Source organism: Xylophilus sp. GW821-FHT01B05 (assembly GCA_038961845.1).
In the GTDB taxonomy this organism is placed as follows: Bacteria; Pseudomonadota; Gammaproteobacteria; order Burkholderiales; family Burkholderiaceae_C; genus Xylophilus.
Window position 1 is genome coordinate 3,192,091 of sequence record CP152408.1, and the last position, 24,949, is coordinate 3,217,039.

20 protein-coding genes and 1 pseudogene are annotated in these 24,949 nt (G+C 65.9%); 13 read left to right on the forward strand and 8 right to left on the reverse strand.

The window, feature by feature from the left end:
* Position 1: 1 nt before the first annotated feature.
* Positions 2 to 424: a type II toxin-antitoxin system VapC family toxin gene (locus AAFF27_14795; protein XAH21296.1), complete on the forward strand. Its 423-nt coding sequence runs from the start codon at positions 2 to 4 to the stop codon at positions 422 to 424.
* 13 nt (positions 425 to 437) lie between these two features.
* Here the strand turns inward: AAFF27_14795 and AAFF27_14800 are convergent.
* Positions 438 to 1,373: pseudogene (locus tag AAFF27_14800) on the reverse strand (class I SAM-dependent methyltransferase).
* 231 nt (positions 1,374 to 1,604) lie between these two features.
* The gene (locus AAFF27_14805) at positions 1,605 to 2,663 is read right to left on the reverse strand and encodes a LacI family DNA-binding transcriptional regulator (protein ID XAH21297.1); all 1,059 of its coding nucleotides are present in this window, start codon (positions 2,661 to 2,663) and stop codon (positions 1,605 to 1,607) included.
* 252 nt (positions 2,664 to 2,915) lie between these two features.
* Here AAFF27_14805 and AAFF27_14810 point away from each other — a divergent pair, with 252 nt between their 5' ends.
* The 7 genes from AAFF27_14810 (at position 2,916) to AAFF27_14840 (ending at position 9,209) form a co-directional block, all read left to right on the forward strand.
* Positions 2,916 to 3,608, forward strand: a complete 693-nt coding sequence (locus AAFF27_14810; GenBank protein XAH21298.1) for an amino acid ABC transporter permease — start codon at positions 2,916 to 2,918, stop codon at positions 3,606 to 3,608.
* Positions 3,609 to 3,651: 43 nt separating this feature from the next.
* Positions 3,652 to 4,335, forward strand: coding sequence for an amino acid ABC transporter permease (locus tag AAFF27_14815; GenBank protein ID XAH21299.1), 684 nt, complete (start codon positions 3,652 to 3,654; stop codon positions 4,333 to 4,335).
* A gap of 14 nt (positions 4,336 to 4,349) precedes the next feature.
* The gene (locus AAFF27_14820; protein XAH21300.1) at positions 4,350 to 5,102 is read left to right on the forward strand and encodes an amino acid ABC transporter ATP-binding protein; all 753 of its coding nucleotides are present in this window, start codon (positions 4,350 to 4,352) and stop codon (positions 5,100 to 5,102) included.
* Between the two features lie 48 nt (positions 5,103 to 5,150).
* Positions 5,151 to 5,954, forward strand: coding sequence for a transporter substrate-binding domain-containing protein (locus tag AAFF27_14825; protein XAH21301.1), 804 nt, complete (start codon positions 5,151 to 5,153; stop codon positions 5,952 to 5,954).
* Positions 5,955 to 6,001: 47 nt separating this feature from the next.
* Positions 6,002 to 6,544, forward strand: a complete 543-nt coding sequence (locus tag AAFF27_14830) for a VOC family protein (GenBank protein XAH21302.1) — start codon at positions 6,002 to 6,004, stop codon at positions 6,542 to 6,544.
* Between the two features lie 68 nt (positions 6,545 to 6,612).
* Entirely contained in the window at positions 6,613 to 7,890 is a 1,278-nt protein-coding gene (locus AAFF27_14835) for a ribulose-bisphosphate carboxylase large subunit family protein (protein XAH21303.1), read from the forward strand.
* The gene (locus AAFF27_14840; protein ID XAH21304.1) at positions 7,887 to 9,209 is read left to right on the forward strand and encodes a four-carbon acid sugar kinase family protein; all 1,323 of its coding nucleotides are present in this window, start codon (positions 7,887 to 7,889) and stop codon (positions 9,207 to 9,209) included. Before AAFF27_14835 ends, AAFF27_14840 begins: the two co-directional genes overlap by 4 nt.
* A 111-nt stretch (positions 9,210 to 9,320) precedes the next feature.
* Here the strand turns inward: AAFF27_14840 and AAFF27_14845 are convergent, their stop codons facing one another.
* From AAFF27_14845 to aceE, 6 genes are all read right to left on the reverse strand, one after another.
* Entirely contained in the window at positions 9,321 to 9,872 is a 552-nt protein-coding gene (locus AAFF27_14845; GenBank protein XAH21305.1) for a YbhB/YbcL family Raf kinase inhibitor-like protein, read from the reverse strand.
* A gap of 163 nt (positions 9,873 to 10,035) precedes the next feature.
* Positions 10,036 to 10,881 carry an AraC family transcriptional regulator gene (locus tag AAFF27_14850; GenBank protein XAH21306.1) on the reverse strand — a complete coding sequence of 282 codons (846 nt, stop codon included), beginning with the start codon at positions 10,879 to 10,881 and terminating at the stop codon, positions 10,036 to 10,038.
* Positions 10,882 to 11,078: 197 nt separating this feature from the next.
* Positions 11,079 to 12,914 carry a dihydrolipoyl dehydrogenase gene (lpdA, locus tag AAFF27_14855; GenBank protein ID XAH21307.1) on the reverse strand — a complete coding sequence of 612 codons (1,836 nt, stop codon included), beginning with the start codon at positions 12,912 to 12,914 and terminating at the stop codon, positions 11,079 to 11,081.
* Complete coding sequence (locus AAFF27_14860; protein XAH21308.1) at positions 12,911 to 13,501, reverse strand: MFS transporter; 591 nt, start codon at positions 13,499 to 13,501, stop codon at positions 12,911 to 12,913. Before AAFF27_14860 ends, lpdA begins: the two co-directional genes overlap by 4 nt.
* Positions 13,498 to 15,156: a dihydrolipoyllysine-residue acetyltransferase gene (aceF, locus tag AAFF27_14865; protein XAH21309.1), complete on the reverse strand. Its 1,659-nt coding sequence runs from the start codon at positions 15,154 to 15,156 to the stop codon at positions 13,498 to 13,500. Before aceF ends, AAFF27_14860 begins: the two co-directional genes overlap by 4 nt.
* Before the next feature lie 42 nt (positions 15,157 to 15,198).
* Positions 15,199 to 17,919, reverse strand: a complete 2,721-nt coding sequence (aceE, locus tag AAFF27_14870; GenBank protein XAH21310.1) for a pyruvate dehydrogenase (acetyl-transferring), homodimeric type — start codon at positions 17,917 to 17,919, stop codon at positions 15,199 to 15,201.
* A 175-nt stretch (positions 17,920 to 18,094) separates the two neighbouring features.
* Between aceE and AAFF27_14875 the strand changes: the two genes are divergently transcribed.
* From AAFF27_14875 to AAFF27_14895, 5 genes are all read left to right on the forward strand, one after another.
* Positions 18,095 to 20,641: a PAS domain S-box protein gene (locus AAFF27_14875; GenBank protein ID XAH21311.1), complete on the forward strand. Its 2,547-nt coding sequence runs from the start codon at positions 18,095 to 18,097 to the stop codon at positions 20,639 to 20,641.
* Positions 20,638 to 21,270, forward strand: coding sequence for a response regulator transcription factor (locus AAFF27_14880; GenBank protein ID XAH21312.1), 633 nt, complete (start codon positions 20,638 to 20,640; stop codon positions 21,268 to 21,270). The genes AAFF27_14875 and AAFF27_14880 overlap by 4 nt, the downstream gene beginning before the upstream one ends.
* Positions 21,271 to 21,347: 77 nt before the next feature.
* Entirely contained in the window at positions 21,348 to 22,202 is an 855-nt protein-coding gene (gene folD / locus AAFF27_14885) for a bifunctional methylenetetrahydrofolate dehydrogenase/methenyltetrahydrofolate cyclohydrolase FolD (GenBank protein ID XAH21313.1), read from the forward strand.
* 51 nt (positions 22,203 to 22,253) lie between these two features.
* The gene (locus AAFF27_14890; GenBank protein XAH21314.1) at positions 22,254 to 24,302 is read left to right on the forward strand and encodes a M3 family metallopeptidase; all 2,049 of its coding nucleotides are present in this window, start codon (positions 22,254 to 22,256) and stop codon (positions 24,300 to 24,302) included.
* A gap of 19 nt (positions 24,303 to 24,321) precedes the next feature.
* Positions 24,322 to 24,948: a glutaredoxin family protein gene (locus tag AAFF27_14895; protein XAH21315.1), complete on the forward strand. Its 627-nt coding sequence runs from the start codon at positions 24,322 to 24,324 to the stop codon at positions 24,946 to 24,948.
* Position 24,949 lies beyond the last annotated feature (1 nt).

Below are 24,949 nucleotides of genomic sequence, written 5' to 3' on the forward strand. Positions count from 1 at the left end.
CATGATCATTCTGGACACCAACGTCGTCTCGGAGCCGCTCAAGCCAGCGCCCCACGCCGCCGTGCTGCGCTGGCTCGACGCGCAAGCGCCTGAGACGCTCTACCTCACCACCATCAACCAAGCCGAGCTGCTGGCAGGCATCGCCGCCATGCCCCAGGGCCGGCGCCGCGAAGCGCTCGCGCAAGCACTGTCCAACCAGGTACTGGCTTTGTTCGAAGGCCGCATCCTGCCCTTCGACGCCAAGGCTGCCGCCACGTTTGCCACCACCTTCGCCGGTGCCCAGGGCCAGGGCAACCCCATCGGGTTTGCCGACTGCGCCATTGCGGCGATTGCACGGGCGCATGGTTTTGCGGTGGCGACGCGCAATGTGCGGGACTTCAAGGGGACGGATGTTGACGTCATTGATCCGTGGGCTTTTGTCTGATGTGTCTGACGTGTCAGCCCGCCGCCCGGTAAACCAGCACCTTCAACGCCCGCTCCTCCGCCACATCCGCAAACGCCGCCGGATTCGCCACGCGCTCCACAAAGGTCAGCTCCGGCGCCAGCTCCTGCATCTGGTCCTGTAGAAAATCCACGCCCAGCTCCGGCGCATTCAGGCACAGCAGCGCATGCCCGCCCGGCACCAGCAGATCCGGCAGCCGGCGCATCAGCCGCGCGTAGTCCTTGGTGGCGACGAAGCTGCCCTTCTGGTAGCTGGGCGGGTCCACGATCACCACGCGATAGGGCCCGCCACGGGTGATCTTGCCCCAGGACTTGAAGATGTCATGGGCCAAAAAGCTGGCGCCGGCGGTGAGGCCGTTGAGCTGGTGGTTCTGCTGACCGACGGTGATGGCGCCCTGGCTCATGTCCATGTTGAGCACCTGCTTTGCACCGGCCTGCAGCGCCACCACCGAGAAGGCGCAGGTGTAGGCAAACAGGTTCAGCACCTTGAGGCCGCGCGGCTCCTGCAGCTTGCTTGCCGCCACGTGCTCGCGCACCCAGCGGCGGCCCTCGGCCATGTCGAGGAACAGACCGTGGTTCTGCCCCTTCAGCACATGCACCCGAAAGCGCGCGCCCTGCTCCGTCACCACATGCGGGTCGGGCACGCTGCCGGCCATCAGGCGGGTGTCGGGGTGGCGCTCGTGCCGGCACTGGAAGACCCAATTCAGCGGCTGGCCCGGGGCCAGTTGCTGCCAGCGCTCGGCCAAGGCGGCGCCGATAACGGCCAGCTCATCCTCGTTGGCCGGCTGAAAGCTGGTCAGCACCAGCACGGGCGGAAACGCATCCAGCACTCAGTGCTCGCAGCCGGGGTGCATGCCGCCCCGGCCGTGGAAGATACGGCAGGCATCGGTGGGCAGGGGCATGGTCGCGATGGCATGTAGCAGGGCTTGCATCATTCTTCTGGTGTTTTTGATCTCTAGCGCTTATCCATCAAGCGCTAGCAGCTATGTTTTTTCAGGGCGCGCTAGTGTCGCGGCAAGTGTGAGGTGACGGGAGTGCGCGCAGCCATCGGTGTGCAGCGCAAGGCGTAGGCCGCCGCCCAGGCTGAAGCCTGGGCAAGGACTGCAACGCAGCGATGCGCGGCGAGGGCAAGTGCACGCCGGCAGATCATGCTTGACGCGGCACTAAGGTAGGTTTTCGCGGAAGATGACCTGGCTGCGGGTGGTTTCCACCCCACTGGTGGGTTCACGGCCGTCGCGCAGGTTGGCAAAGATGCGCACGCAGTTCATCACCGCACCCTGGGGATTCTGGGTGATGACCGCGTCCATCGTGCCGTCGATGAGCAAGGCACGGGTGTCGGGTGTGAGGCCGTGGCCAATGAACACGATCTTGCGGCTCGGTCCGGCTTCTTTCAGCGCGCGCCCTATGCCTTCGGCGCCGCCACCGATGTTGTAGATGCCCGCTAGGTCGTCGTGCTGCTCCAGCAGTGCGCGGGCCTGGCGATAGTTGCGCTCGGCGTCGTCCTGCCCCTCGCGCACGCCCACCACCTGCACCGACGGAAACTGCTCTTCGAACAGATGCAGAAAACCCGCTTCGCGCTCCTCGTGGGCGCGGTAGCGCAGTGAGCCCACGATCATCGCCACACGGGCCCGCCCGCTGTGCGCCTGCGGGCCCATGAAGCGGGCGATCAGGTAGGCGGCGGTGCGGCCCGCGGCCCGGTTGTCCAGCCCCACATAGGCCACCCGGCGCGAGTTGGACAGGTCAGAGATCAGGGTCACGGTGGGCACCCCCTGCTCGGCCAGCTGGGCCACGGCCTCACGCACCACGGGATGCTCCAGCGCCATGAAGGCGATGCCATCGCAGCGCTTGCCGTAGTGCAGCAGCGCACGTGCCAGGGCGTCGGGGTTGAAGCTTTCGATGTAGGCCGCCTGGCAGCGCACGTTGAACGGGGCCCAGTGGTCCTGGGCATACCCGATCACGTCGCCCAGCATCTGCAGGAAGCGGTTGCTGCCCTCCGGGATCAGCACCATCAAACGCAGCGGCTGAGGCTGCCGTACGGCATTCAGCTCGGCCTGCGGCAGGTAGCCCAGGCTGGCCGCGGCCTGCAGCACCCGCTGCACGGTGGCGCTGCGCACGCCAGCGCGTTGGTTCAACACCCGGTCGACCGTGGCCGTGGAGACACCGGACAACTGCGCGATGTCAGGAATGCGGGGGCTGCGCGGGCTGCGGGGAGCTTGGGTCATGGATGAGTCAATCAAAAACCATCAAATTATGGCTTGGTATTTGATGGGTTATAGGGATACTATCACTCTGAAATAGATGCAATAAAGCATCAAATTAAATCAATACAAACCCTAGGTCGTGACGGCTGCAGCAGTCGATCACACAGGAGACAAGACATGCCCGAAGCTCCCGCTCAACCCTGGCTCTGCGTGCAGGCCACGCTGATGGTTTTTTGCCTCGTCAGCGCGCGCTGAAGCGTTCGCGTCGCCCCCATGGGTTACGAGTTCGACTTCGCCAGCGTGCTGGCCAATTGGCCCCAGTTCCTTGCAGGCGCCTGGATGACCATCCTGCAGTCCGTCCCCGCCACCGTCATTGGCTTCATGGGCGGCACGCTGCTGGCCATGGGCCGCCGCGGCGACAAGCGCTGGCTTGCCAAGGCCTGCGGCGCCTACGTGGAGGTGCTGCGCAACACGCCCCTGCTGGTGCAGGTGTTCCTGGTGTTCTTCGGCCTGGCCAGCCTGGGCTGGAAGGTGCCGGCCTTTGCGGCCGCGCTGCTGACGCTGGTGATCAACGTGGCGGCCTACTCCTGCGAAATCATGCGGGCGGGCATGGACTCCATCCACAAAGGCCAGATCGAGGCAGCCGACTGCCTGGGCCTCACGCGCCGGCAGGTGTACTGGCACGTGGTGCTGCGCCCGGCAATGGAGAAGGTCTACCCCGCGCTCACCAGCCAGTTCGTGCTGCTGATGCTGGCCTCGTCCATCACCTCGCAGATTTCGGTGGAAGAGCTCACCGCCGTCGCGGCCCGGGTGCAGTCGGAGACCTTCCGCCCCTTCGAGGCCTACATCGTGGTGGCCGTCGCCTACCTGGTTCTGGCGCTGCTGATGCGCCTGGGACTGTGGCTGGTCGGCCAGATCGTGTTCACGCGCAAACGCAAGCTGGGTACGTCTGGAGGCATGCGATGAATGCCCGCTTATTCGAAACCGCATACAAGCACGAGGTGGGCCTGTGATCGACGGTGGACTCAATCTCTATCACCTGCAGTACCTGCTGCTGGGCGCGCTGTGGACCATCGGCCTGTCGCTGATCGCCTTTGTGGGTGGCGGCCTGGCCGGTGGTGTGATTGCCCTGTGCCGTGTCAGCCCCATCAAAGCCGTGCGCTGGGCGACCATCGCCTGGATCCAGCTGATCCAGGGCACACCGCTGCTGGTGGTGCTGTTCCTCTGCTACTTCGGCCTGAGCATCATCGGTTTCGAGCTGCCCGCCATCGTGGCCGCCAGCATCGCCATGGTGGTGTATGTCAGCGCCTATCTGGGTGAGATATGGCGCGGCTGCATCGAATCCGTGCCGCGCACCCAGTGGGAAGCGGCCGAATGCCTGGCCCTGTCGCGCGCCCAGCGCATGCGCCTGGTGGTGTTGCCGCAGGCGGTGCGCATAGCCACGCCGCCCACGGTGGGCTTCATGGTGCAGATCGTGAAGAACACCTCGCTGGCATCGATCGTGGGGTTCATCGAACTGGTGCGTGCGGGCCAGCTCATCAACAACTCCATCTTCCAGCCCTTCCTGGTCTACCTGTTGATCGCCGCCATCTACTTCGCCATGTGCTACCCGCTCTCGGTCTGGAGCCACAAGCTGGAGCAGCGCCAGCAGTTTGGCAACCGTGCGGCCACCCTGCCCGCGAACGCAACCTGAAGCAAGAAGACGCCATGAATCCCGTTGTGAACCCCGTCGCGCCCCCTGTTGTCGAGCTCAAGGATGTGCACAAGCGCTTTGGCAGCAACCAGGTGCTCAAGGGCGTGTCCTTCGCCATCCCGAAAGGCCAGGTCGTGGCCATCATCGGCAGGAGCGGCTCGGGCAAGAGCACCGCACTGCGCTGCATCGACCGGCTGGAGATCATCGACAGCGGCAGCATCCAGGTGTGCGGCCACGCCGTGCACGACCCCGCCGTCGACCTGCGCCAACTGCGCCAGGACGTGGGCATCGTGTTCCAGAGCTACAACCTGTTCCCGCATCTGACGGTAGAGCAGAACATCACCCTCGCCCCCAAGGCCGTCAAGGGCATGCCAGCGGCCAAGGCGCGCCAGATTGCCGCCCGTACGCTCCAGCAGGTGGGCCTGGCGGACAAGGCGCAGGCCTATCCCGAGCAGTTGTCGGGCGGGCAGCAGCAGCGCGTGGCGATTGCCCGCTCGCTGGCCATGGAGCCCCAGGTGATGCTGTTCGACGAGGTGACATCGGCCCTGGACCCGCAGCTCACCGGCGAAGTGCTGCGGGTGATCGAGTCCCTGGCCGAGGGCGGCATGACCATGGTGCTGGTCACCCACGAGATGGACTTCGCCGCCCGGGTGGCCGACACCATCATCTACATGCACGAGGGCAAGGTCTGGGAGACCGGCCCGGGCGACATGCTCAAGAACCCGCAGACCGCCGAGCTGCGCGACTTTCTCTCCCACGGACTTTGATCCGTCCTCTCAGGCGCCATCGCCGACAAACCACCAGGAGACTTCACCATGAGCACTTCCCGCATCCTGCGCCGCGCCCTGCTGGCGGCAAGCGTCGCCGCCACCACCGCCATGAGCCTGCCCGCCATGGCCGACCTGGCCCAGATCAAGGCCACCGGCAAGCTGCGCGTCGGCATTGATTTCGGCGCGCCGTTCTACGGCTATGTGGACGACAAGATGAAGCCCGTGGGCTCTGATGTAGAGGCCGCCGAGCTGCTGGCCAAGGACCTGGGCCTGCAGGTGGAGATCGTGAACACTACCAACTCGGCACGGGTTCCCAATCTGCTGTCCAACAAGGTGGACCTGATCATCTCGTCGCTGTCGATCACCCCCGAGCGCCAGAAGGCCGTGGACTTCTCCATCCCTTACGGCGCCATCCAGGCGGCCGTGGGTGCGCCCAGGAGCCTGAAGATCACCGGTATCGAGGACCTGGCCGGCAAGACCGTGGCCGTCACCCGTGGCGGCCCGCAGGACAAGATCGTGACCGAGCGTGCGCCGCTGGCCAAGGTGGTGCGCTTCGACGACGAAGCCACCTCCATCACCGCGGCCGCCACCGGCCAGGCCGACATCGTGGCCATCACGCCGCCGATCATCGCGGCCATCGCCAAGAGGAATCCCGCGCGCGAGTTCGAAACCAAGTTCATCCTGCAGTCCTACCAACTGGGTGTGGCCATGCGCAAGGGCCAGCCAGAGCTGATGAACGCCGTGAACGGCTGGATCAGGACCAACCTGGCCAACGGCAAGCTCAACGAGATCCACCTGAAGTACGCAGGCGTGCCGATCCCCAAGGAAATCATCGACGGCGCCAAGTAAGCGCACAGCGCACCGCCGCCCCTGTCCCCTCAGCCAAGGAAATTCTCATGAGCCGTCACTTCGGCGCTATCCGCCAATTGGGCTATGTGGTCCACGACATCGAAGCCGCCATGGACTACTGGAGCCGCACGCTGGGCGTGGGCCCCTGGTTCTACAACCCCCGCGTGCCGATCCAGAACTACCAGTACCGCGGCGAGGCCCACGAGCCCCACAACTCGGTGGCGCTGGCCAACTCGGGCTACGTACAGGTCGAGCTGATCCAGACGCGCAACGACGTGCCGTCCATGTACCGCGACTTCCTGCGGGCCGGGCGCATCGGGCTGCAACACGTTGCCTACTGGACCAGCGACTACGACGCCGACCTTGCGCGGCTGACGGCCGAGGGTTTCAAGACGGTGATGAGCGGCGAGGTGGGCGAGCGTGGCCGCTTCGTCTACTTCGACACCGAATACCACCCCGGCACCGTGATCGAGCTATCGGAAGTGGCCGGGCCCAAGGGCCGCATGTTCGACCTGATCCGTGCCAAGGCCGAGACCTGGGACGGCAAGACCGACCCGGTACGGCCCTTCCCAGATCTCTCGAAAATCTGATTTTCAAGCCAAATAGCCTTCTAGCCCTTATTCCACCAGGGCTATTAGCTATTAAATGTATAGCGCATATGTCCCCAGACCGTTTTGAAGCCACCTACCTGATCGAGACCCCGCTGGCCCCGGCCCACGTGGCAGAAGTGCTGGCGGGTGAACAATCATGCGGCACCTTCACCCGGGTGGAGGGCGAGACCGATGCGCTGCGCGAACGCGCGCGCGCCACGGTCGAATCGGTCGAGCTGCTGGACGTGGCCCCCGCGCCATCGCTGCCCAACGGCTGGATGCAGCGGCGCGGCATGCTCGACACGCCACAGACCTGGCAGCGCGCCCGGCTGCGCGTGAGCTTTCCGTGCGACAACATCGGCTCCAACCTGCCCACCTTGGCGGCCACCGTGTCGGGCAACCTGTACGACCTGGGCGAAGTCACCGGCCTGCGGCTCGAATCCATGAAGCTGCCGCGCGCCTACCGCGAGCAGTTCGACATGCCTCGCCACGGCATTAGCGGCACCCGTGCGCTGACCGGCGTGCAGGGGCGCCCGCTGATCGGCACCATCATCAAGCCCAACGTCGGCCTGTCGGCCGAAGAAACCGGCGAGCTCGCGGGCCGCCTGTGTGCGGCCGGCGTGGATTTCATCAAGGACGACGAGGTCTGCGCCAACCCGGTCCACGCGCCGCTCGCAGAGCGTGTCAAAGCCGTCATGCGCCGCGTGCGCGCCCACCAGGACAAGACCGGCAAGCTGGTGATGGTGGCCTTCAACATCACCGATGAAACCGACGCCATGCGCCGCCACGCCGACCTGATTGCAGCCGAGGGCGGCAGCTGCGTGATGGTCAGCCTGAACTGGTGCGGCTACTCCGCCGTGCAAACCCTGCGCCGCCACAGCCCGCTGGCCCTGCACGGCCACCGCAACGGTTACGGCGCCTTGTCGCGCCACCCTTTGCTGGGCTTTTCCTTCAACGCCTGGCAGACGCTTTGGCGCCTCGCGGGGGTGGACCACATGCACGTGCACGGCCTGCAGGGCAAGTTCTCGCAGACCGACCAGGAGGTGATCGAGTCAGCACAAGACACGCTCGCCCCCTTGTGTGAAGGGCTGGACGACCGGGTGCTGCCCGCCTTCTCCAACGGCCAATGGGCTGGCACCGTGCCCGCCACATGGGAGGGCATCCGCAGCACGGACCTGCTGTTCATGTCGGGCGGCGGCATCCTGGCCCACCCGGACGGCCCGGCCGCCGGGGTCGCCAGCATCCAGCAAGCCTGGGACGCGGTGCAGAAGAACGAAACCCTGGCAGAACGTGCGCTGCGCGCCCCCGAGCTGCGCAAGGCCATCGACTTCTTCGGCAAGAAATGACTGCACCCTTGTTCGGCTGGTACGGCGACGACTTCACGGGCGCCACGGACACGCTGGCGGTACTGGCCCAGGCGGGTCTGCGTTCGATGTTGTTCATGGGGGTGCCCAGCCGTGAGGCATTGGCCGCCGCCGGGCCGCTGGATGCCGTAGGCATTGCGGGTGCAGCACGCGCCATGGCGCCCGACGCCATGCGCGCCGAGTTGGCGAGCGTGGGCCGTTTCTTTGAAAAGCTTGCGCCACCGGTGCTGCACTACAAGGTGTGCTCCACCTTCGACAGCGCCGCCCATGTCGGCAACATCGCCTGCGCCATCCAGGCGCTGCACCCGTCGGTGGACAACCGCTGGGTACCCATCATCGGCGGGCAGCCCAGCCTGGGCCGCTACTGCGCTTTCAGCAACCTGTTTGCCGCCGCAGGCACGGGCGGCACCGTGCACCGCATCGACCGCCACCCCACCATGCGCCAACACCCGGTCACACCGATGGCCGAGGCAGACCTGCGCCTGCACCTGGCACAGCAAGGGCTTGAGGGCATCACCGCCCTGCACTACCCGCAGTACGACACCGGCCCCGACGCGCTGGATACCACGCTGCGCACGCTGCTGGACAAGCATGCGCCCATCAATTCCATGGTGCCCACCTTGCTGGACCTGACCACACCCAGCCAGTTGGCCACGGTGGGCCGCCTGCTGTGGCAACAGGCGCAGCAGGCCCGGCTGCTGGCCGTCGGCCCAAGCGCCGTGGCACAAGCACTGGTGGCGTACTGGGCCAGGCCCGCACCCACGGCCGCGCCCACGCTGGCACCGGCCGATGGCCCCGTCTTCGCGTGGGTCGGCAGCCTGTCCCCGCTGACCGCCGCCCAGGTGCAGGCCGCTACCAACTACCAGCGCATCCCGGTGGACGCCCAGCGCCTCGGCAGCGACCCGGCCTATGTGCAGACGCTGCAGGACGCCATTTGCGCCGGGCTGCAAAACGGCCAGCATGTACTGGCCTACACCGGCCCCACCGACGGCGGGGCAGCCAACATCAGCGCTGCCGCGCATGTCGCCCAGGCCAGTGCCAGGCTGGTCGCCCGCGTGGTGCAAGCCCAGGCAGACCACGGCGCACCGTTGCGGCGCGTGGGCATTGCCGGGGGCGACACCTCCAGCCACGCCGTGCAGGCGCTGCAACTGTGGGGGCTGTCGTACCTGGGCACCCTCTGCCCAGGCGTCACCCTGAGCCAGGCCCACAGCCCGATCCCTGGCCGCAACGGGCTGGAGCTGATGCTCAAGGGTGGGCAGATGGGCGGGACGGATTTGTTTGAGCGGCTGCTGGGGAAATAGGCGAGCAAAGCCCGCAAAAACAAAAAAGCCGCGCAGTCCTTGCGGAACCTGCGCGGCGGGCTACGGCTTCAGTAGCGCTTGGGCGTCAGGGCCGGTTTACGTACACGCGCGTCAGCGGCCGAACCGCGCGGTGATGCTGGCGGTAGCCAGCTTGTTCGCATTCAACATATAGCCAATCAGGGCTGCCGATGCGTCCGCTGGCACCTCCAATTTATCCACCTTCAGTGCAAACACGGTAAAGATGTAGCGATGCGGCTTGTCCCCTTGGGGTGGGCAAGCGCCGCCAAAATCCTTGCTGCCGTAGTCATTGCGACCTTGCTTGGCCCCACCCGGCAAGCCCCCCGCTTTGCCGGCCCCCGCGGGCAAACTGCGCAGGTCTGCAGGCAAATCGTATGCGCTCCAATGCCACCAGCCGCTGCCCGTGGGTGCGTCTGGATCGTAGGCGGTGATGGCAAGGCTCTTGGTGCCCGCGGGCACATCGCTCCAGCTCAGGGCGGGTGACACATTGCCGCCACTGCAACCAAAGCCTTGGTACACCTGTGCACTGCCGAGCGTCTTTTCATTGCCAATGTCTGTGCTGCTCAGCTCCAGAGCCTGCACGCTCAAAGACACGCCTGCGCTCAAGCCAAACGCGCACAGCAAAGGGACAAGGGAATTCTTCATAAGAGCTTTCACTGGAAAAAACCGAGATCTGAACCGCCGATCTCACAAGCCGACACAGGCCACCGGATGCGCCGTGTGTGGGGCCCATGTTCCAGGTATGCGCCCAAACCGGGCGCTCAAAGAAATGCGTGAAACGCTCAGGCCAGCACCCGCGCCCATCAACTCAGGTGCCGGACACCGCGCCGGGCTCGACCCCAAACTGGGCCACAAAGCCGCGGCTGAAACTGGCCACCGACAGATAGCCACAAGCCAAGGCGATGGATTTGAGCGGACGCCGGCTGGACTGCAGCAAACCCAGGCCATGCTGCAAACGGGTCTCCCGCAGGATCTGTCGCAAGGAGGTTTCTTCTTGCGCCAAGCGTCGGCGCAGGGTGGCGCCGCTCATGTGCAGGGCAAGCTCAAAGTCCTCTGAGGTCCAATTGCGCGCGGGCGCCGCCGCCACCAGCAAGCGAATGCGCGCGGCTACCGATGGGTCCTGGGCATGCAAGAAATGGTCATGGCCTGCGCGAGCCAAGGCCAGTAGCAAGCCCAGCAAGGCATGGTCACGCTGCGCTGCATCGGGTGTGCCGCCCGCCGGGGACATCGCCGTCAAATAGGCCTGCACGCCGGGCAACAAGGGCGTTAAATCCCCGCAACTGAAGGGCTTGGCCGGCATCGCCGCCGGCGCACTGTCACGGTGCGACCCCACCAGGCTGCGCGCCAGTGTCACCACGCGCCAAGGGATTGGCACCACCCAGGCGCGGTAGGCCTCCCCTGTGCCCGGTGGTGGCAGGTTCTCAACCCCCATGCGGCACGCCTGGTGCAGCATCACAAACTCACCGCATGCCACCTCCGCCTGCTTGCCATCCACCTCCACACGCTTCAGTCCTGCCATAGGCACCGCCAGCAGAGGTGCATCCACCTGAACAGCGCGCAAACGGTAGGCCCGCTGGGCCAGGATGGTGACGTGCTCGGCACCCGACTGCAGCCCGGCCTCCAACCAGGCGGGCAGGCTGGGCGCTGCAGGCAAAGCAATATGGGCGGATGACGCAAGCAAGCCACCCTGCTGAAGCGGTGCCGTTTGCGCGCGGGGGAAGTCAGCGATTGACTGTGGTTCCGACATATTCATTTGACCGGGATTTTGGCTTGCACCTCGACCATACATGCCAGACAGCAAAAAGCCCGAACCGGTAAGGGCTCGGGCTTTGCGTCAGGGGGCGAACTGAACTACTTGCGCTGCGGCGGCACGTCCGTGCAACTGCCGTGCGCAATCTCCGCCGCCATGCCAATGCTTTCGCCCAGCGTCGGGTGCGGGTGGATGGTCTTGCCGATGTCCACTGCGTCTGCGCCCATCTCGATCGCCAGGGCGATCTCGCCGATCATGTCGCCGGCATGGGTGCCGACGATGCCGCCGCCCAGGATCTTGCCGTGGCCATGCGCTTCGGGGCTGTCGTCGAACAGCAGCTTGGTGTAGCCCTCGTCGCGGCCGTTGGCGATGGCGCGGCCGGATGCGGTCCAGGGGAACAGGCCCTTCTTGACCTTGATGCCTTGCGCCTTGGCCTGGTCTTCAGTGAGGCCGACCCATGCCACTTCCGGGTCGGTATAGGCCACGCTCGGGATCACGCGGGCGTTGAAGGCGGCGCTGGCCAGTTCCTTGTTGCCTTGCAGTTCACCGGCGATGACTTCTGCCGCCACATGCGCCTCGTGCACCGCCTTGTGCGCCAGCATGGGCTGGCCGACGATGTCGCCAATGGCGAAGATCTGCGGCACGTTGGTGCGCATCTGGATGTCGACGTTGATGAAGCCGCGGTCCGTTACGGCCACGCCGGCCTTGTCGGCGCCGACCTTGCCGCCGTTGGGCGTGCGGCCCACGGCCTGCAGCACCAGGTCGTAGACCTGCGGCTCTTTGGGCGCACCCTCGCCTTCGAACGTCACCTCGATGCCCTTGTCGGTGGCCTTGGCGCCTACCGTCTTGGTCTTGAGCATGATGTTGTCGAAGCGCGGCGCGTTCATCTTCTGCCAGACCTTGACCAGGTCGCGGTCGGCGCCCTGCATCAGGCCGTCGAGCATCTCCACCACGTCCAGGCGGGTGCCCAGGCTGGAGTAGACGGTGCCCATCTCCAGCCCGATGATGCCGCCGCCCACGATCAGCATGCGCTTGGGCGTGCCGGCCAGCGCCAGCGCGCCGGTGGAGTCGACCACGCGCGGGTCATTGGGCAGGAAGGGCAGGCGCACGGCCTGCGAGCCGGCCGCGATGATGGCGCGGCGGAACTTCACGGTCTGCGTCTTGCCGGTCTTCTCTTGCGCCGGGCCGGAGGTCTCGGCCACTTCGAGCGCATTCGGACCGCTGAAGCTGCCCAGGCCGCGCAGCACGGTGACCTTGCGCATCTTGGCCATGGCCGCCAGGCCGCCGGTGAGCTTGCCGATGACCTTTTCCTTGTGGGTGCGCAGCTTGGCGATGTCCACGCTGGGCGCGCCAAAGTCCACGCCCAGGTCGGCGAAGTGCTTGACCTCGTCCATCACGGCCGCCACGTGCAGCAGCGCCTTGGACGGGATGCAGCCCACGTTCAGGCAGACGCCGCCCAGGGTGGCGTAGCGCTCGACCACAGCCACCTTCAGGCCCAGGTCAGCCGCGCGGAAGGCAGCCGAATAACCGCCGGGGCCGCCACCGAGCACGACCAGGTCGTAGTCGGCATCGGCGATTTCAGGCGCAGGCGCTCCTGAATTAGTAGCTAATAGCCCAGGTGCATCCTGGGCCGGAGCCACTTTTTGCTCAGATTTTTGTGCTGCAGGCGCTGGCGCTGGTGCGGCCGCTGCAGGCGCATCGGCGGCCTCCAGGCTGAGCAGCACCGAGCCTTCGGCGATCTTGTCGCCGATCTTGACTTTCACTTCCTTGACCACGCCGGCATGCGAGGACGGGATTTCCATCGACGCCTTGTCGGACTCGACGGTCACCAGCGACTGCTCGGCCTTGACCGTGTCGCCAGGCTTCACCAGCACTTCGATCACCGCCACTTCGGCGAAGTCGCCGATATCGGGCACCTTGATGTCGATCAGGCTCATGGGGAATCTTTCAATTTGAGGGTGAAGAGATGCACGGGCTTCTCGGAGTTGCGGTCAAAGGCGCAGCCGGCATCCACGCCGGCCTGCACCACTTCGCGGGCAGTGCGGGCGTTGCCGTAGGCGGCATGCATCGCGCCCAGCGCAAAGCTGCGGCCCGAGCCAATGCCCCAGAACTCCTTGAACTCGAACACCTCGCGGTAGCTGTACAAGCCAAAGATGCCGGCCGCATTGGCGATCAGCACGCTGAACTGGCTCGACTCATACGGGTCGTGGTCTTCTTCCTTGGTCTGCAGGAAGAAGTTGTCCTTCAGCAGCGGGTGCAGCCGCGTGAAGGTGTCGAAGATGTCGTCACGGCTGCCCAGCTTGCGCTCGGCCTTGGGCAAGGCACTGAGCGCCTTGCGCAGCACCGGGAAGTGCGCCACCGTGCCGGCCATGCCGATATAGGTGGCGCCCACCGGCGTATCGAGCTTGAAGATCTTGGTGTTGTCCTCGAAGCGATGCAGCAGCCGCGTGTCGCCGAAGGTGACCAGGGTGTCCGCGGCAATCGCGACCTGGCCATTCTTGCGGGCGACGACGATAGTTGTCATAGAAGGACACGGCGGAAGTCCGCCAGCACCTGTCCTAAGTAGGCGTTGAAGCGGGCCGCCAGGGCGCCGTCGATCACGCGGTGGTCATAGGACAGCGACAGTGGCAGCACCAGGCGCGGCTGGAAGGCCTTGCCATCCCACACCGGCTTCATCGCGCTCTTGGACAGGCCCAGGATGGCGACTTCAGGTGCGTTGATGATGGGCGTGAAGTGCGTGCCGCCAATGCCGCCCAGCGAACTGATAGAGAAGCAGCCGCCGCTCATGTCGCCGCCGCCGAGCTTGCCGTCGCGCGCCTTCTTGGCCAGATCGCCCATTTCCTGGCTGATCTGCAGCACGCCCTTCTTGTCGGCATCCTTCAACACCGGCACCACCAGGCCATTGGGCGTGTCCGCCGCAAAGCCGACGTGGAAGTACTGCTTGTAGACCAGGGTGTCGCCGTCCAGGCTGGCATTGAACTCGGGGAACTTCTTCAGTGCCGAGACCACCGCCTTGATGACGAAAGCCAGCATGGTCACCTTGACGCCGGACTTCTCGTTCTCCTTGTTGGTGGCCACGCGGAAGGCCTCCAGCTCGGTGATGTCGGCCTCGTCGTTGTTGGTGACGTGCGGGATCATCACCCAGTTGCGGTGCAGGTTGGCGCCGCTGATCTTCTTGATGCGCGACAGGTCCTTGCGCTCGACCGGGCCAAACTTGGCGAAATCGACCTTGGGCCAGGGGATCAGGCCCAGCGCCGCGCCGTCGCCACCACCGGCCGGCGCCTTGGCTGCCGCTGCCTTGGTGCTGGCCTGGCCGCTCATCACGGCCTTGGTGAAGCCTTGCACGTCTTCCTGGGTGATGCGGCCCTTGGTGCCGCTGCCCTTGACCTCTTCCAGCGGCACGCCCAGCTCGCGCGCGAACTTGCGCACCGAAGGCGATGCATGCGGCAGATTGCCCTGCGGCGCGCTTGGGTTGTGCGCAGGCACAGCCAGGGCCGGCGCCGGGGCAACAGCCGCAGGGGCCGCAGGGGCCGCTGCCGGCGCGCTGGCCGCAGCGACAGGTGCCGCAGCGGGCGCGGCCGCCACGGGGGCAGCACCAGCCGCCACGCCTTCCAGCACGGCGATCAGATCACCGATGTTGACGACGTCGCCAATCTTGACCTTGAGCTCTTTCAGCACGCCGGCGGCAGACGACGGGATCTCCATCGAGGCCTTGTCCGACTCAACCGTGATCAGCGACTGCTCCGCCTTGACCGTGTCACCGGGCTTGACCAGCAGCTCAATGACGGACACGTCCTTGAAGTCGCCGATGTCAGGCACCTTGACCTCGACCGGGCCGGCCGCCTGTGCCGGCGCAGCGGCAACGGGCGCAGCCGCAGCGGGCGCCGGGGCGGCCGCTGCCGGGGCTGCGGCAGGCGCCGGCGCAGGGGCGGCAGTACCACCCGCGGCTTCCAGCACCAGCACGACCGAGCCCTGCTTGATCTTGTCGCCGATGGCGACCTTGATTTCCTTCACCACGCCGGCCTGGCTCGACGGGATTTCCATCGATGCCTTGTCCGACTCCACGGTGATCAGCGATTGCTCGGCCTTGACCGTATCGCCCACCTTCACCAGCACTTCGATCACCGCGACTTCGTCGAAATCGCCGATGTCCGGTACTTGCACGTCCACTGTTGCCATGTCGCTTGTCCCCCGCCCTCAGGCGCAGTTGATTTGGTTCAATTACGCGTAGAGCGGGTTGATCTTGTCGGCGTTGATGCCGTACTTCTTGATCGCCTCGGCCACCTTGGCCGCTGGCAGCAGGCCGTCTTCGCTGAGCGCCTTGAGCGCCGCCAGCACGATGTAGTGGCGGTTGATCTCGAAGTGCTCGCGCAGCTTGCTGCGGAAGTCGCTGCGGCCAAAGCCGTCGGTGCCCAGCACCTTGTAGTTGCGGCCACGCGGGATGAAGGAGCGGATCTGCTCGGCATAGGCCTTCATGTAGTCGGTCGAAGCCACCACCGGGCCTTCGCTGGCCGACAGCTGCTGCGTGACGAAGGGCACGCGCGGTGCATCGGTCGGGTGCAGCAGGTTCCAGCGCTCGGCGTCCTGGCCATCGCGGGTCAGCTCGTTGAAGCTCGGGCAGCTCCAGACGCTGGCGCTCACGCCCCAGTCCTTCTCCAGCAGCTCTTGCGCAAAGAAGCTCTCGCGCAGGATGGTGCCGCTGCCCAGCAGTTGCACGGTCGGCGCCTTCTTGATGGCAGGGCCCGGCTTGGCCAGGTACATGCCCTTGATGATCTGCTCTTCGGTGCCGGCGGTAAGGCCAGGCATGGCGTAGTTTTCGTTCAGCAGCGTGATGTAGTAGTAGACGTTTTCCTGCTGCTCGACCATGCGCTTCAGGCCATGGTGCAGGATCACGCCCACTTCATGCGCGAAGGTCGGGTCGTAGCTGACGCAGTTCGGGATGGTGTTGGCCAGGATGTGGCTGTGGCCATCTTCGTGCTGCAGGCCTTCGCCGTTCAGCGTGGTGCGGCCCGAGGTGCCGCCCAACAGGAAACCGCGCGCCTGCATATCGCCCGCCGCCCAGGCCAGGTCGCCAATGCGCTGGAAGCCGAACATCGAGTAGTACACGTAGAACGGCACCATGATGCGGTTGTTGGTGCTGTAGCTGGTAGCCGCCGCAATCCAGCTGCTCATGCCGCCGGCTTCGTTGATGCCTTCCTGCAGGATCTGGCCAGCCTTGTCTTCCTTGTAGTACATGACCTGGTCTTTATCGACCGGCGTGTACTGCTGCCCTGCGGGGTTGTAGATGCCCACCTGACGGAACAGGCCTTCCATGCCGAAGGTACGGGCCTCGTCCACCAGGATGGGCACCACGCGCGGGCCCAGGGCCTGGTCGCGCAGCAACTGCGTCAGGAAGCGCACATAGGCTTGCGTGGTCGAGATCTCGCGGCCTTCGGCCGTGGGTTCGAGCACGGCCTTGAAGGTTTCGAGCGGCGGCACGGTAAAGCTCTCGTCGGCCTTGACGCGGCGGTGCGGCAGGTAACCGCCGAGGGCCTTGCGGCGCTCGTGCAGGTACTTCATCTCGGGCGTGTCGTCGGCCGGCTTGTAGAACGGCAGGTCGGCGATCTGGCTGTCGGGAATAGGAATGTTGAAGCGGTCGCGGAAGGCCTTGATGTCTTCGTCGCCCAGCTTCTTGGTCTGGTGCACCGTGTTCTTGCCTTCACCGATCTTGCCCATGCCAAAGCCCTTGACGGTCTTGACGAGCAGCACGGTGGGCTGGCCCTTGTGGGTGTTGGCCGCGTGGAAGGCGGCATAGACCTTCTGCGAATCGTGGCCACCGCGGCGCAGGTTCCAGATCTCGTCGTCGCTCATGTTGGCGACCATCTCCAGCGTGCGCGGGTCGCGGCCGAAGAAGTTCTTGCGCACGTAAGCGCCGTCATTGGCCTTGAACGACTGGTAGTCACCGTCGTTGCACTCCATCATGATCTTGCGCAGCGCGCCATCCTTGTCGCGCGCCAGCAGGTCGTCCCAGCCCTTGCCCCAGATCAGCTTGAGCACGTTCCAGCCCGAGCCGCGGAATTCGCTCTCCAGCTCCTGGATGATCTTGCCGTTGCCGCGCACCGGGCCGTCCAGGCGCTGCAGGTTGCAGTTGATGACGAAGACCAGGTTGTCGAGCTTCTCGCGCGCGGCCAGGCCGATGGCGCCCAGCGATTCGACCTCGTCCATTTCGCCGTCACCGCAGAACACCCAGACCTTGCGGTTCTCGGTGTTGGCAATGCCACGGGCGTGCAGGTACTTGAGGAAGCGCGCCTGGTAGATGGCCATCAGCGGGCCCAGGCCCATGGACACCGTGGGGAACTGCCAGAACTCGGGCATCAGCTTGGGATGCGGATAGCTCGACAGGCCATTGCCGTCGACTTCCTGGCGGAAATTGAGCAGTTGCTCTTCGCTCAGGCGGCCTTCAAGGTAGGCGCGGGCGTAGATGCCGGGCGATACGTGGCCCTGGATGTAGAGGCAGTCACCGCCGTGGTTCTCGCTCTCGGCATGCCAGAAATGGTTGAAGCCGGCCGCAAACATATTGGCCAGCGAGGCAAAGGAGCCGATATGGCCGCCCAGGTCACCGCCTTCAGGCGGGTGGTGGCGGTTGGCCTTGACCACCATCGCCATGGCGTTCCAGCGCATGTAGGCGCGCAGGCGGCCTTCGATCTCGAGGTTGCCGGGGCAGCGCGCTTCCTGGTCGGTCTCGATGGAGTTGACATAGCCAGTGTTGGCCGAGAACGGCATGTCGATGCTGCTCTCGCGCGCATGTTCCAGCAGTTGCTCAAGCAGGAAGTGCGCGCGTTCCGGGCCTTCGGCCTGGATCACGGCCGACAGGGCGTCGGTCCATTCGCGGGTTTCCTGCTGGTCGGAATCTTGGGGCGCGCGCGCAGCGGCGCCAGACAGGTCGTCAGGGAGGGCGGACATGCTTTGTCTCCAGTGGCGCGCCGCGTTCGGCGCAGGTCAGTGGGCACGCCGGATCGGCGCGTGGCCGGAGTGTCGCACACTTCTTTTAGATTTCAAATGGCGCTTTTTGATTTCACATTAAGGAATTTCATGCTGCGCCGCACAAAGGGGCTTTGCACCCACCTACACTTCGGCTATGCCGCCTTCCTCTTCCCGCTGGCGCAATAGCGCCATATCCCGCCTGGGTGCCGTGTGGCGCCTATGGTGGCGGCGACAGTCGCCAACGCGACAGGACCGCCTGGCCATGCTGGCCCCGCTGGCCGCCGTGCTGCTGTTTCTGGCGGCCATCGTCTCGGCCTTCTGGTACCTGCGCGCAGAAGAAATCGACCGAGAGCACGAGGCCGTGCGCCGCGATGTCGAGTACACGCAGCAACGCGTGCGCCTGCGCCTGCTGGAGCGGCAAGAGCAGTTGATGCGCATCGCGCGCGACATCTCCAACGGCGAGGTCGATCGCCAGGAGTTCACCAGCCGCGCCGAGTCGCTGATCAGCCAGTTCCCCGAAGTCCAGGCCCTGACCTGGATCGACGAGCGCCGCCGCGTGCAGGCCAGCCACGCCGCGCCCACGCTGGCCAGCAGCCAGTTGCGCACCGTGGGCGAGGTCTTGCGCCCCGGCGAGACCGAAGGCGTCTTCAGCCTGGCGCGCGATCTGCAGCAACCGGTGTATTCCCAACCCACCGGCGGCCCTGACGCCTCCAGCCTGCTGCAGTTGCAGATCCCGCTGACCACGCAAGGCCACTTCGCCGGCGTGGTGCTGGGTGAATACTCCATCGACGGCCTGCTGCGCTACGGCGCGCCCAGCGAGGTGCTGGCACGCTACGCCGTCACGCTGCGCGACGGCAGCGACCGCCTGCTGGCCGGCAACGGCCTGCCCGAGCGTGCCGGCGCCAAGCGCCTGGTGCCCTGGGCCGCACGCTCGATCGATTACGAGGTGCCGGTGTCCCCGGTGGGCAACGGCCTGGTGATCCACGCGCAGGCCTACCGCACCTCGCTGGGCGTGGTCGGCAGCGGCTTCTTCTGGCTGGTCAGCGCCCTGAGCGCCATGACCGCCTGGATGCTGATCGCCACCTGGCGCCACACCCGCCGCCGCGTGCAGGCACAAGAGGCCCTGGTGGCCGAGACCAACTTCCGCCGCGCCATGGAGAACTCGGTGCTCACCGGCATGCGGGCGCTGGATATGGAAAGCCGCATCACCTACGTGAATGCGGCCTTCTGCCAGATGACCGGCTGGAGCGAAAGCGAACTTGTCGGGCAAAAGCCGCCCTACTCTTACTGGCCCGAGGACGACCACCAGATCCTGGCCGCGCGCCTGCGCGACGAGCTGAGCGGCCACCACATCCCCGGCGGCTTCCAGGTGCGGGTCAAGCGCAAGTCCGGCAGCATCTTCGATGCGCGGCTTTATGTGTCGCCCCTGATCGATCCGCGCGGCCAGCAAACCGGCTGGATGACCTCGATGACCGACATCACCGAACCCAACCGCATTCGCGCACAGCTGTCAGCCTCGCACGAGCGCTTCACCGTGGTGCTGGAAGCACTGGACGCCTCCGTGTCCGTGGCGCCGCTGGGCAGCAAGGAGCTGCTGTTCGCCAACAAGCTCTACCGCCAATGGTTTGGCACCGACACCGGCGGCCACCTGCAAATGGTGGTGCAGGCCGGCGTGCCGCAAGGCGGCCAGGAAGACGCGGCGGACGACGTGGACGGCCTGGCTGGCCTGCCCACCGAGACCCTGACCGATGCGCAAACCGAAAACGCCGAAATCTTCCTGCCCACCCTGGGCAAATGGCTGGAGGTGCGCTCGCGCTACCTCAACTGGACCGACGGCCGCCTGGCGCAGATGGTGATCGCCACCGACATCACGCCACGCCGCCACGCCGAAGAGCTGGGCGCCCAACAAGCTGAACGCGCGCAGTCGGTCAGCCGCCTGATCACCATGGGCGAGATGGCCTCGTCGGTGGCGCATGAGCTGAACCAGCCGCTGACCGCTATCAGCAACTACTGCAGCGGCATGATCACGCGCATCCAGGGTGGCCAGATCACCGAAGAATCCATGCTCTTCGCGCTGGAGAAGACCGCCAAGCAGGCGCAGCGTGCCGGCCAGATCATCCAGCGCATCCGCGCCTTCGTGAAGAAGAGCGAGCCCAACCGCACGCTTGCAGATGTGAGCGAGATGGTGACCGAAGCCGTCGAGCTGGCCGAGATCGAGCTGCGCCGGCGCAACGTGCGGCTGTCGCACTACGTGGCCGCGCGCCTGCCGCGGCTGCTGGTGGACCCGATCCTGATCGAGCAGGTGCTGATCAACCTGATGAAGAACGCCGCCGAGTCGATTGACCAGGCCCAGCGCCCGTCCGGGCGGCGCACGGTGGAACTGCGCGTGGTGCCGCGGCGCATCGACGAGCAGCCGGTGGTCGAATTCTCGGTGCTCGACTCTGGCAAGGGCCTGGCGCCCGAGGTACTTGAGCGGCTGTACGAAGCCTTCTTCTCCACCAAGTCCGAAGGCATGGGCATTGGCCTCAACCTTTGCCGCAGCATTGTCGAGTCGCACCAGGGGCGAATGCAGACAGAGAACCTCTACAATGGTCCAGACGTAACGGGTTGTCGCTTTTCCTTCTGGATTCCGCTCGTACAACCCGCCGACACAGCCGCGCCTTCTGCTGAAACGACGAGAGACCCTGGGGTAACTGCATGAGCTTGATTCCGAAAAAAGGCACGGTCTATGTGGTGGATGACGACGAGGCCGTACGCGATTCGCTCCAGTGGTTGCTGGAAGGCAAGGACTACCGTGTCCGCTGCTTTGAATCCGCCGAGTCTTTTCTCTCCCGCTACGACCCGCGCGAAGTGGCTTGCCTGATCGTGGACATCCGCATGGGCGGCATGACGGGCCTCGAACTACAGGACCGCCTGATCGAGCGCAAATCGCCACTGCCCATCGTCTTCATCACCGGCCACGGTGATGTCCCGATGGCGGTCAACACCATGAAGAAAGGCGCGCTGGACTTCATCCAGAAGCCCTTCAAGGAAGACGAGCTGGTGGGCCTGGTCGAGCGCATGCTGGACTACGCCAAGAGCGTGTTCGCCGACTCGCAGCAGGCCGCCAGCCGCGACGCGCTGCTGGGCAAGCTCACCTCGCGTGAAGCCCAGGTGCTGGAGCGCATCGTGGCCGGGCGCCTGAACAAGCAGATTGCCGACGACCTTGGCATCAGCATCAAGACGGTGGAGGCGCACCGCGCCAACATCATGGAAAAGCTCAACGCCAACACCGTGGCCGATCTGCTCAAGATCGCGCTGGGCCAGACCCCGGCGAAGGCCGCCACATAAAAAGCTATAAAACCAATAGCTAGAAGCCTAGACCACGCCTGCGCAAGCGGGCGTTTTTACTTGGAAAATCAGAATCGATGACAGCCCAACTGATTGACGGCAACGCCCTCTCCCGCCAACTCCGCGCCGACGTGACTGCCCGTGCGGCAGCGCTAAAAGCACGCGGCACCACACCCGGCCTGGCCGTGGTGCTGGTGGGCGACAACCCGGCCAGCCAGGTGTACGTGCGCAACAAGGTCAAGGCCTGCGAAGACAGCGGCCTGCACTCGGTACTGGAGAAGTACGAGGCCACCATGTCCGAGGCCGAACTGCTGGCGCGCGTGGAAGCGCTCAACCAGGACCCGGCCATCCACGGCATCCTGGTGCAGCTCCCGCTGCCTGCACACATCGACGCACAGAAGGTGATCGAGGCCATCGCCCCCGAGAAGGACGTGGACGGCTTTCACGTTGCCAGCGCCGGCGCACTCATGACCGGCATGCCCGGCTTCTGGCCCTGCACGCCGTACGGCTGCATGAAGATGCTCGAATCCATCGGCTATGAGCTGCGCGGCAAGCACGCCGTGGTGATCGGCCGCAGCAACATCGTCGGCAAGCCGATGGCCCTGATGCTGCTGGCCAAGAATGCCACTGTGACCATCTGCCACAGCGCCACGCCCGACCTCGGCGCCTTCACGCGGCAGGCCGATGTGGTGGTGGCCGCCGTCGGCAAGCGCAACGTGCTGACCGCAGACATGGTCAAGCCCGGCGCCGTGGTGATCGATGTCGGCATGAACCGCAATGACGAAGGCAAGCTCTGCGGCGATGTCGACTTCGCGGGCGTCTCGCAGGTGGCTGGCTGGATCACGCCGGTGCCCGGCGGCGTCGGCCCCATGACCATCACCATGCTGCTGGTCAACACGCTGGAATCGGCCGAGCGCGCAGCCGCCGCCTGATTGGCATAGTTTTCACTTGAACCTGGCGGCCTCGCCACCACACTAAAGCGCATGACCTCCAACACCGCCGCCACCAATCCCCTGCTCGACTTCCATGATCTGCCGCTGTTCGACCGCATCACGCCGGCCGACGTGGCACCTGCCCTGGACCAGTTGCTTGCCGACGCCGAGCAGGCCTTGGAGGCGGTGACGGCGCCGGACTTCCCCGCCGAATGGGCCGCCATCGCCCGTGTGCTGGACGTGGCCACCGAGCGCCTGGGCCGGGCCTGGGGCGCCGTCAGCCACCTCAACAGCGTGGCCGACACGCCTGAGCTGCGTGCCGCCTATAACGCCGCCCTGCCCCGCATCACCGACTTCTGGACGCGCCTGGGCGCAGACGAGCGGCTTTATGCCAAGTACAAGGCCATCGCGCCCGCCAGCCTGAGCCCCGAGCAGCAGCAGGCGCACCGCAACGCGGTACGCAACTTCGTGCTCTCTGGCGCCGAGTTGCAGGGCGCCGCCAAAGAGCGCTTTGCCGCCATCCAGGAGCGCCAGGCCGAGCTGAGCCAGAAGTTCAGCGAGAACGCACTCGACGCCACCGACGCCTTTGCCTACTACGCCACGCAAGACGAGTTGGCTGGCCTGCCCGCCGACGTGCAGCAAGCGGCCCGCGCCGCCGCTCAGGCCGAGGGCAAGGAGGGCTTCAAGCTCACGCTGAAGATGCCCAGCTACCTGCCGGTAATGCAGTTCGCCGACAGCGCCGCGCTGCGCCAGCGCCTGTACACCGCTTACGCCACGCGCGCCAGCGACCAGGCGCCGGAAGAATTCCGCAAGTTCGACAACAGCCCGCTGATCCGCGACATCCTGGCGCTGCGCCAGGAAGAGGCGCAGTTGCTGGGCTACGCCAACTTTGGCGAGGTCTCGGTCGTGCCCAAGATGGCCAACTCGCCGCAGCAGGTGGTTGACTTCCTGCGTGACCTCGCCGTGCGTGCCCGCCCCTATGCCGAGCAAGACGTGGCCGACCTGCGCAGCTTCGCGGCAGAGCAGTTGGGCCTGGCTGATCCGCAGCCCTGGGACTGGGCCTACATCGGCGAAAAGCTCAAGGAAGCGCGCTACGCCTTCAGCGAGCAAGAGGTCAAGGAGTACCTGCCCGCACCCAAGGTGCTGGCCGGTCTGTTCAAGATCGTCGAGACCCTGTTCGACGTGGCGATCCGCCGCGACAGCGCGCCGGTCTGGCACCCGTCGGTGGAGTTCTACCGCATCGAGCGCGGCGCCACGCTGGTCGGCCAGTTCTACCTCGATCCATCGGCCCGCGCCGGCAAGCGCGGCGGCGCCTGGATGGACGATGTGCGCGCCCGCTGGCTGCGCCCGGACGACGGCCGCCTGCAGACGCCGGTGGCGCACCTGGTCTGTAACTTCGCCAGCGGCAACGATGGCAAGCCGCCGCTGCTCACGCATGACGACGTGACCACGCTGTTCCACGAGTTCGGCCACGGCCTGCACCACATGCTCACCCAAGTGAATGAGCACGACGTGTCGGGCATCAGCGGTGTCGAGTGGGATGCGGTCGAGCTGCCCAGCCAGTTCATGGAGAACTTCTGCTGGGAGTGGGACGTGCTGCGCCACATGACCTCGCAGGTCGACACCGGCGCACCGCTGCCGCGCGAACTATTCGACAAGATGCTGCGCGCCAAGAATTTCCAGAGCGGCCTGGGCACGCTGCGCCAGGTGGAGTTCTCGCTGTTCGACATGCTGCTGCACACCCGCCCGGATGCAGCCGTGGACGCCATGGCCCTGCTGGCCGAAGTGCGCGCCGAAGTCGCCGTGCTGCCGGCCCCGGCCTTCAGCCGCCCGGCCAACACCTTCAGCCACATCTTTGCGGGCGGCTACGCTGCGGGCTATTACAGCTACAAGTGGGCAGAAGTGCTGTCGGCCGATGCTTACGCCGCCTTCGAGGAAACCGCGCACGCCGACGGCTCGCCCAACCTCGAGACCGGCCGCCGCTACCGCCACGCCATCCTGGAGGCTGGCGGCAGCCGCCCGGCCATGGAATCGTTCAAGGCCTTCCGGGGCCGCGAGCCGACCATAGACGCACTGCTGCGGCACCAGGGCATGGCCTGAACCAACCGGAGCGGCCCAGATGAAGACCTTCGCCCCCCGCCTTGCCCTGCTGCTGCTCTGCGCGCTGGGCGCCAGCGCACAGGCCCAGCAGGTGTTCCGCATCGTCGGCCCGGACGGGAAGGTCAGCTTCTCGGACCGGCCCGAGGCGCCCGCGCAGGCGCGCGTGGCACCGGTCAACACCCGCAATTCCGGCGCGCCCAATACGGCCAACCTGCCCTATGAATTGAAGCAGGCCGCCGACCGCTACCCCGCCACGCTCTATAGCGCCGACAACTGCGAGCCCTGCAACAGTGCGCGGGCGCTGCTAAAGGCGCGCGGCGTGCCTTTCACGGAAAAGACCATCACCACGTCCGAGGACAGCGACGCGCTGCAGCGCCTCAGCGGCGACACCTCGCTGCCCTTTGCCACCGTGGGGGCGCAGCAGCTCAAGGGTTTCTCCAGCACGGAATGGACCCAGTACCTGGATGCCGCCGGCTATCCGCAGCAGTCGCAGTTGCCGGCCAACTACCAGGCGCCTGCGCCAAGCCCGCTGGTAGCCAAGCGCAGCGCGCCGCCGCCAGCAGCACCTGCGCCACGCGCCAACATACCGACGCTGCCCGCCGCGCCAGCATCGGCGCCGGCCAATCCGGCCGGCATTCAGTTCTAAT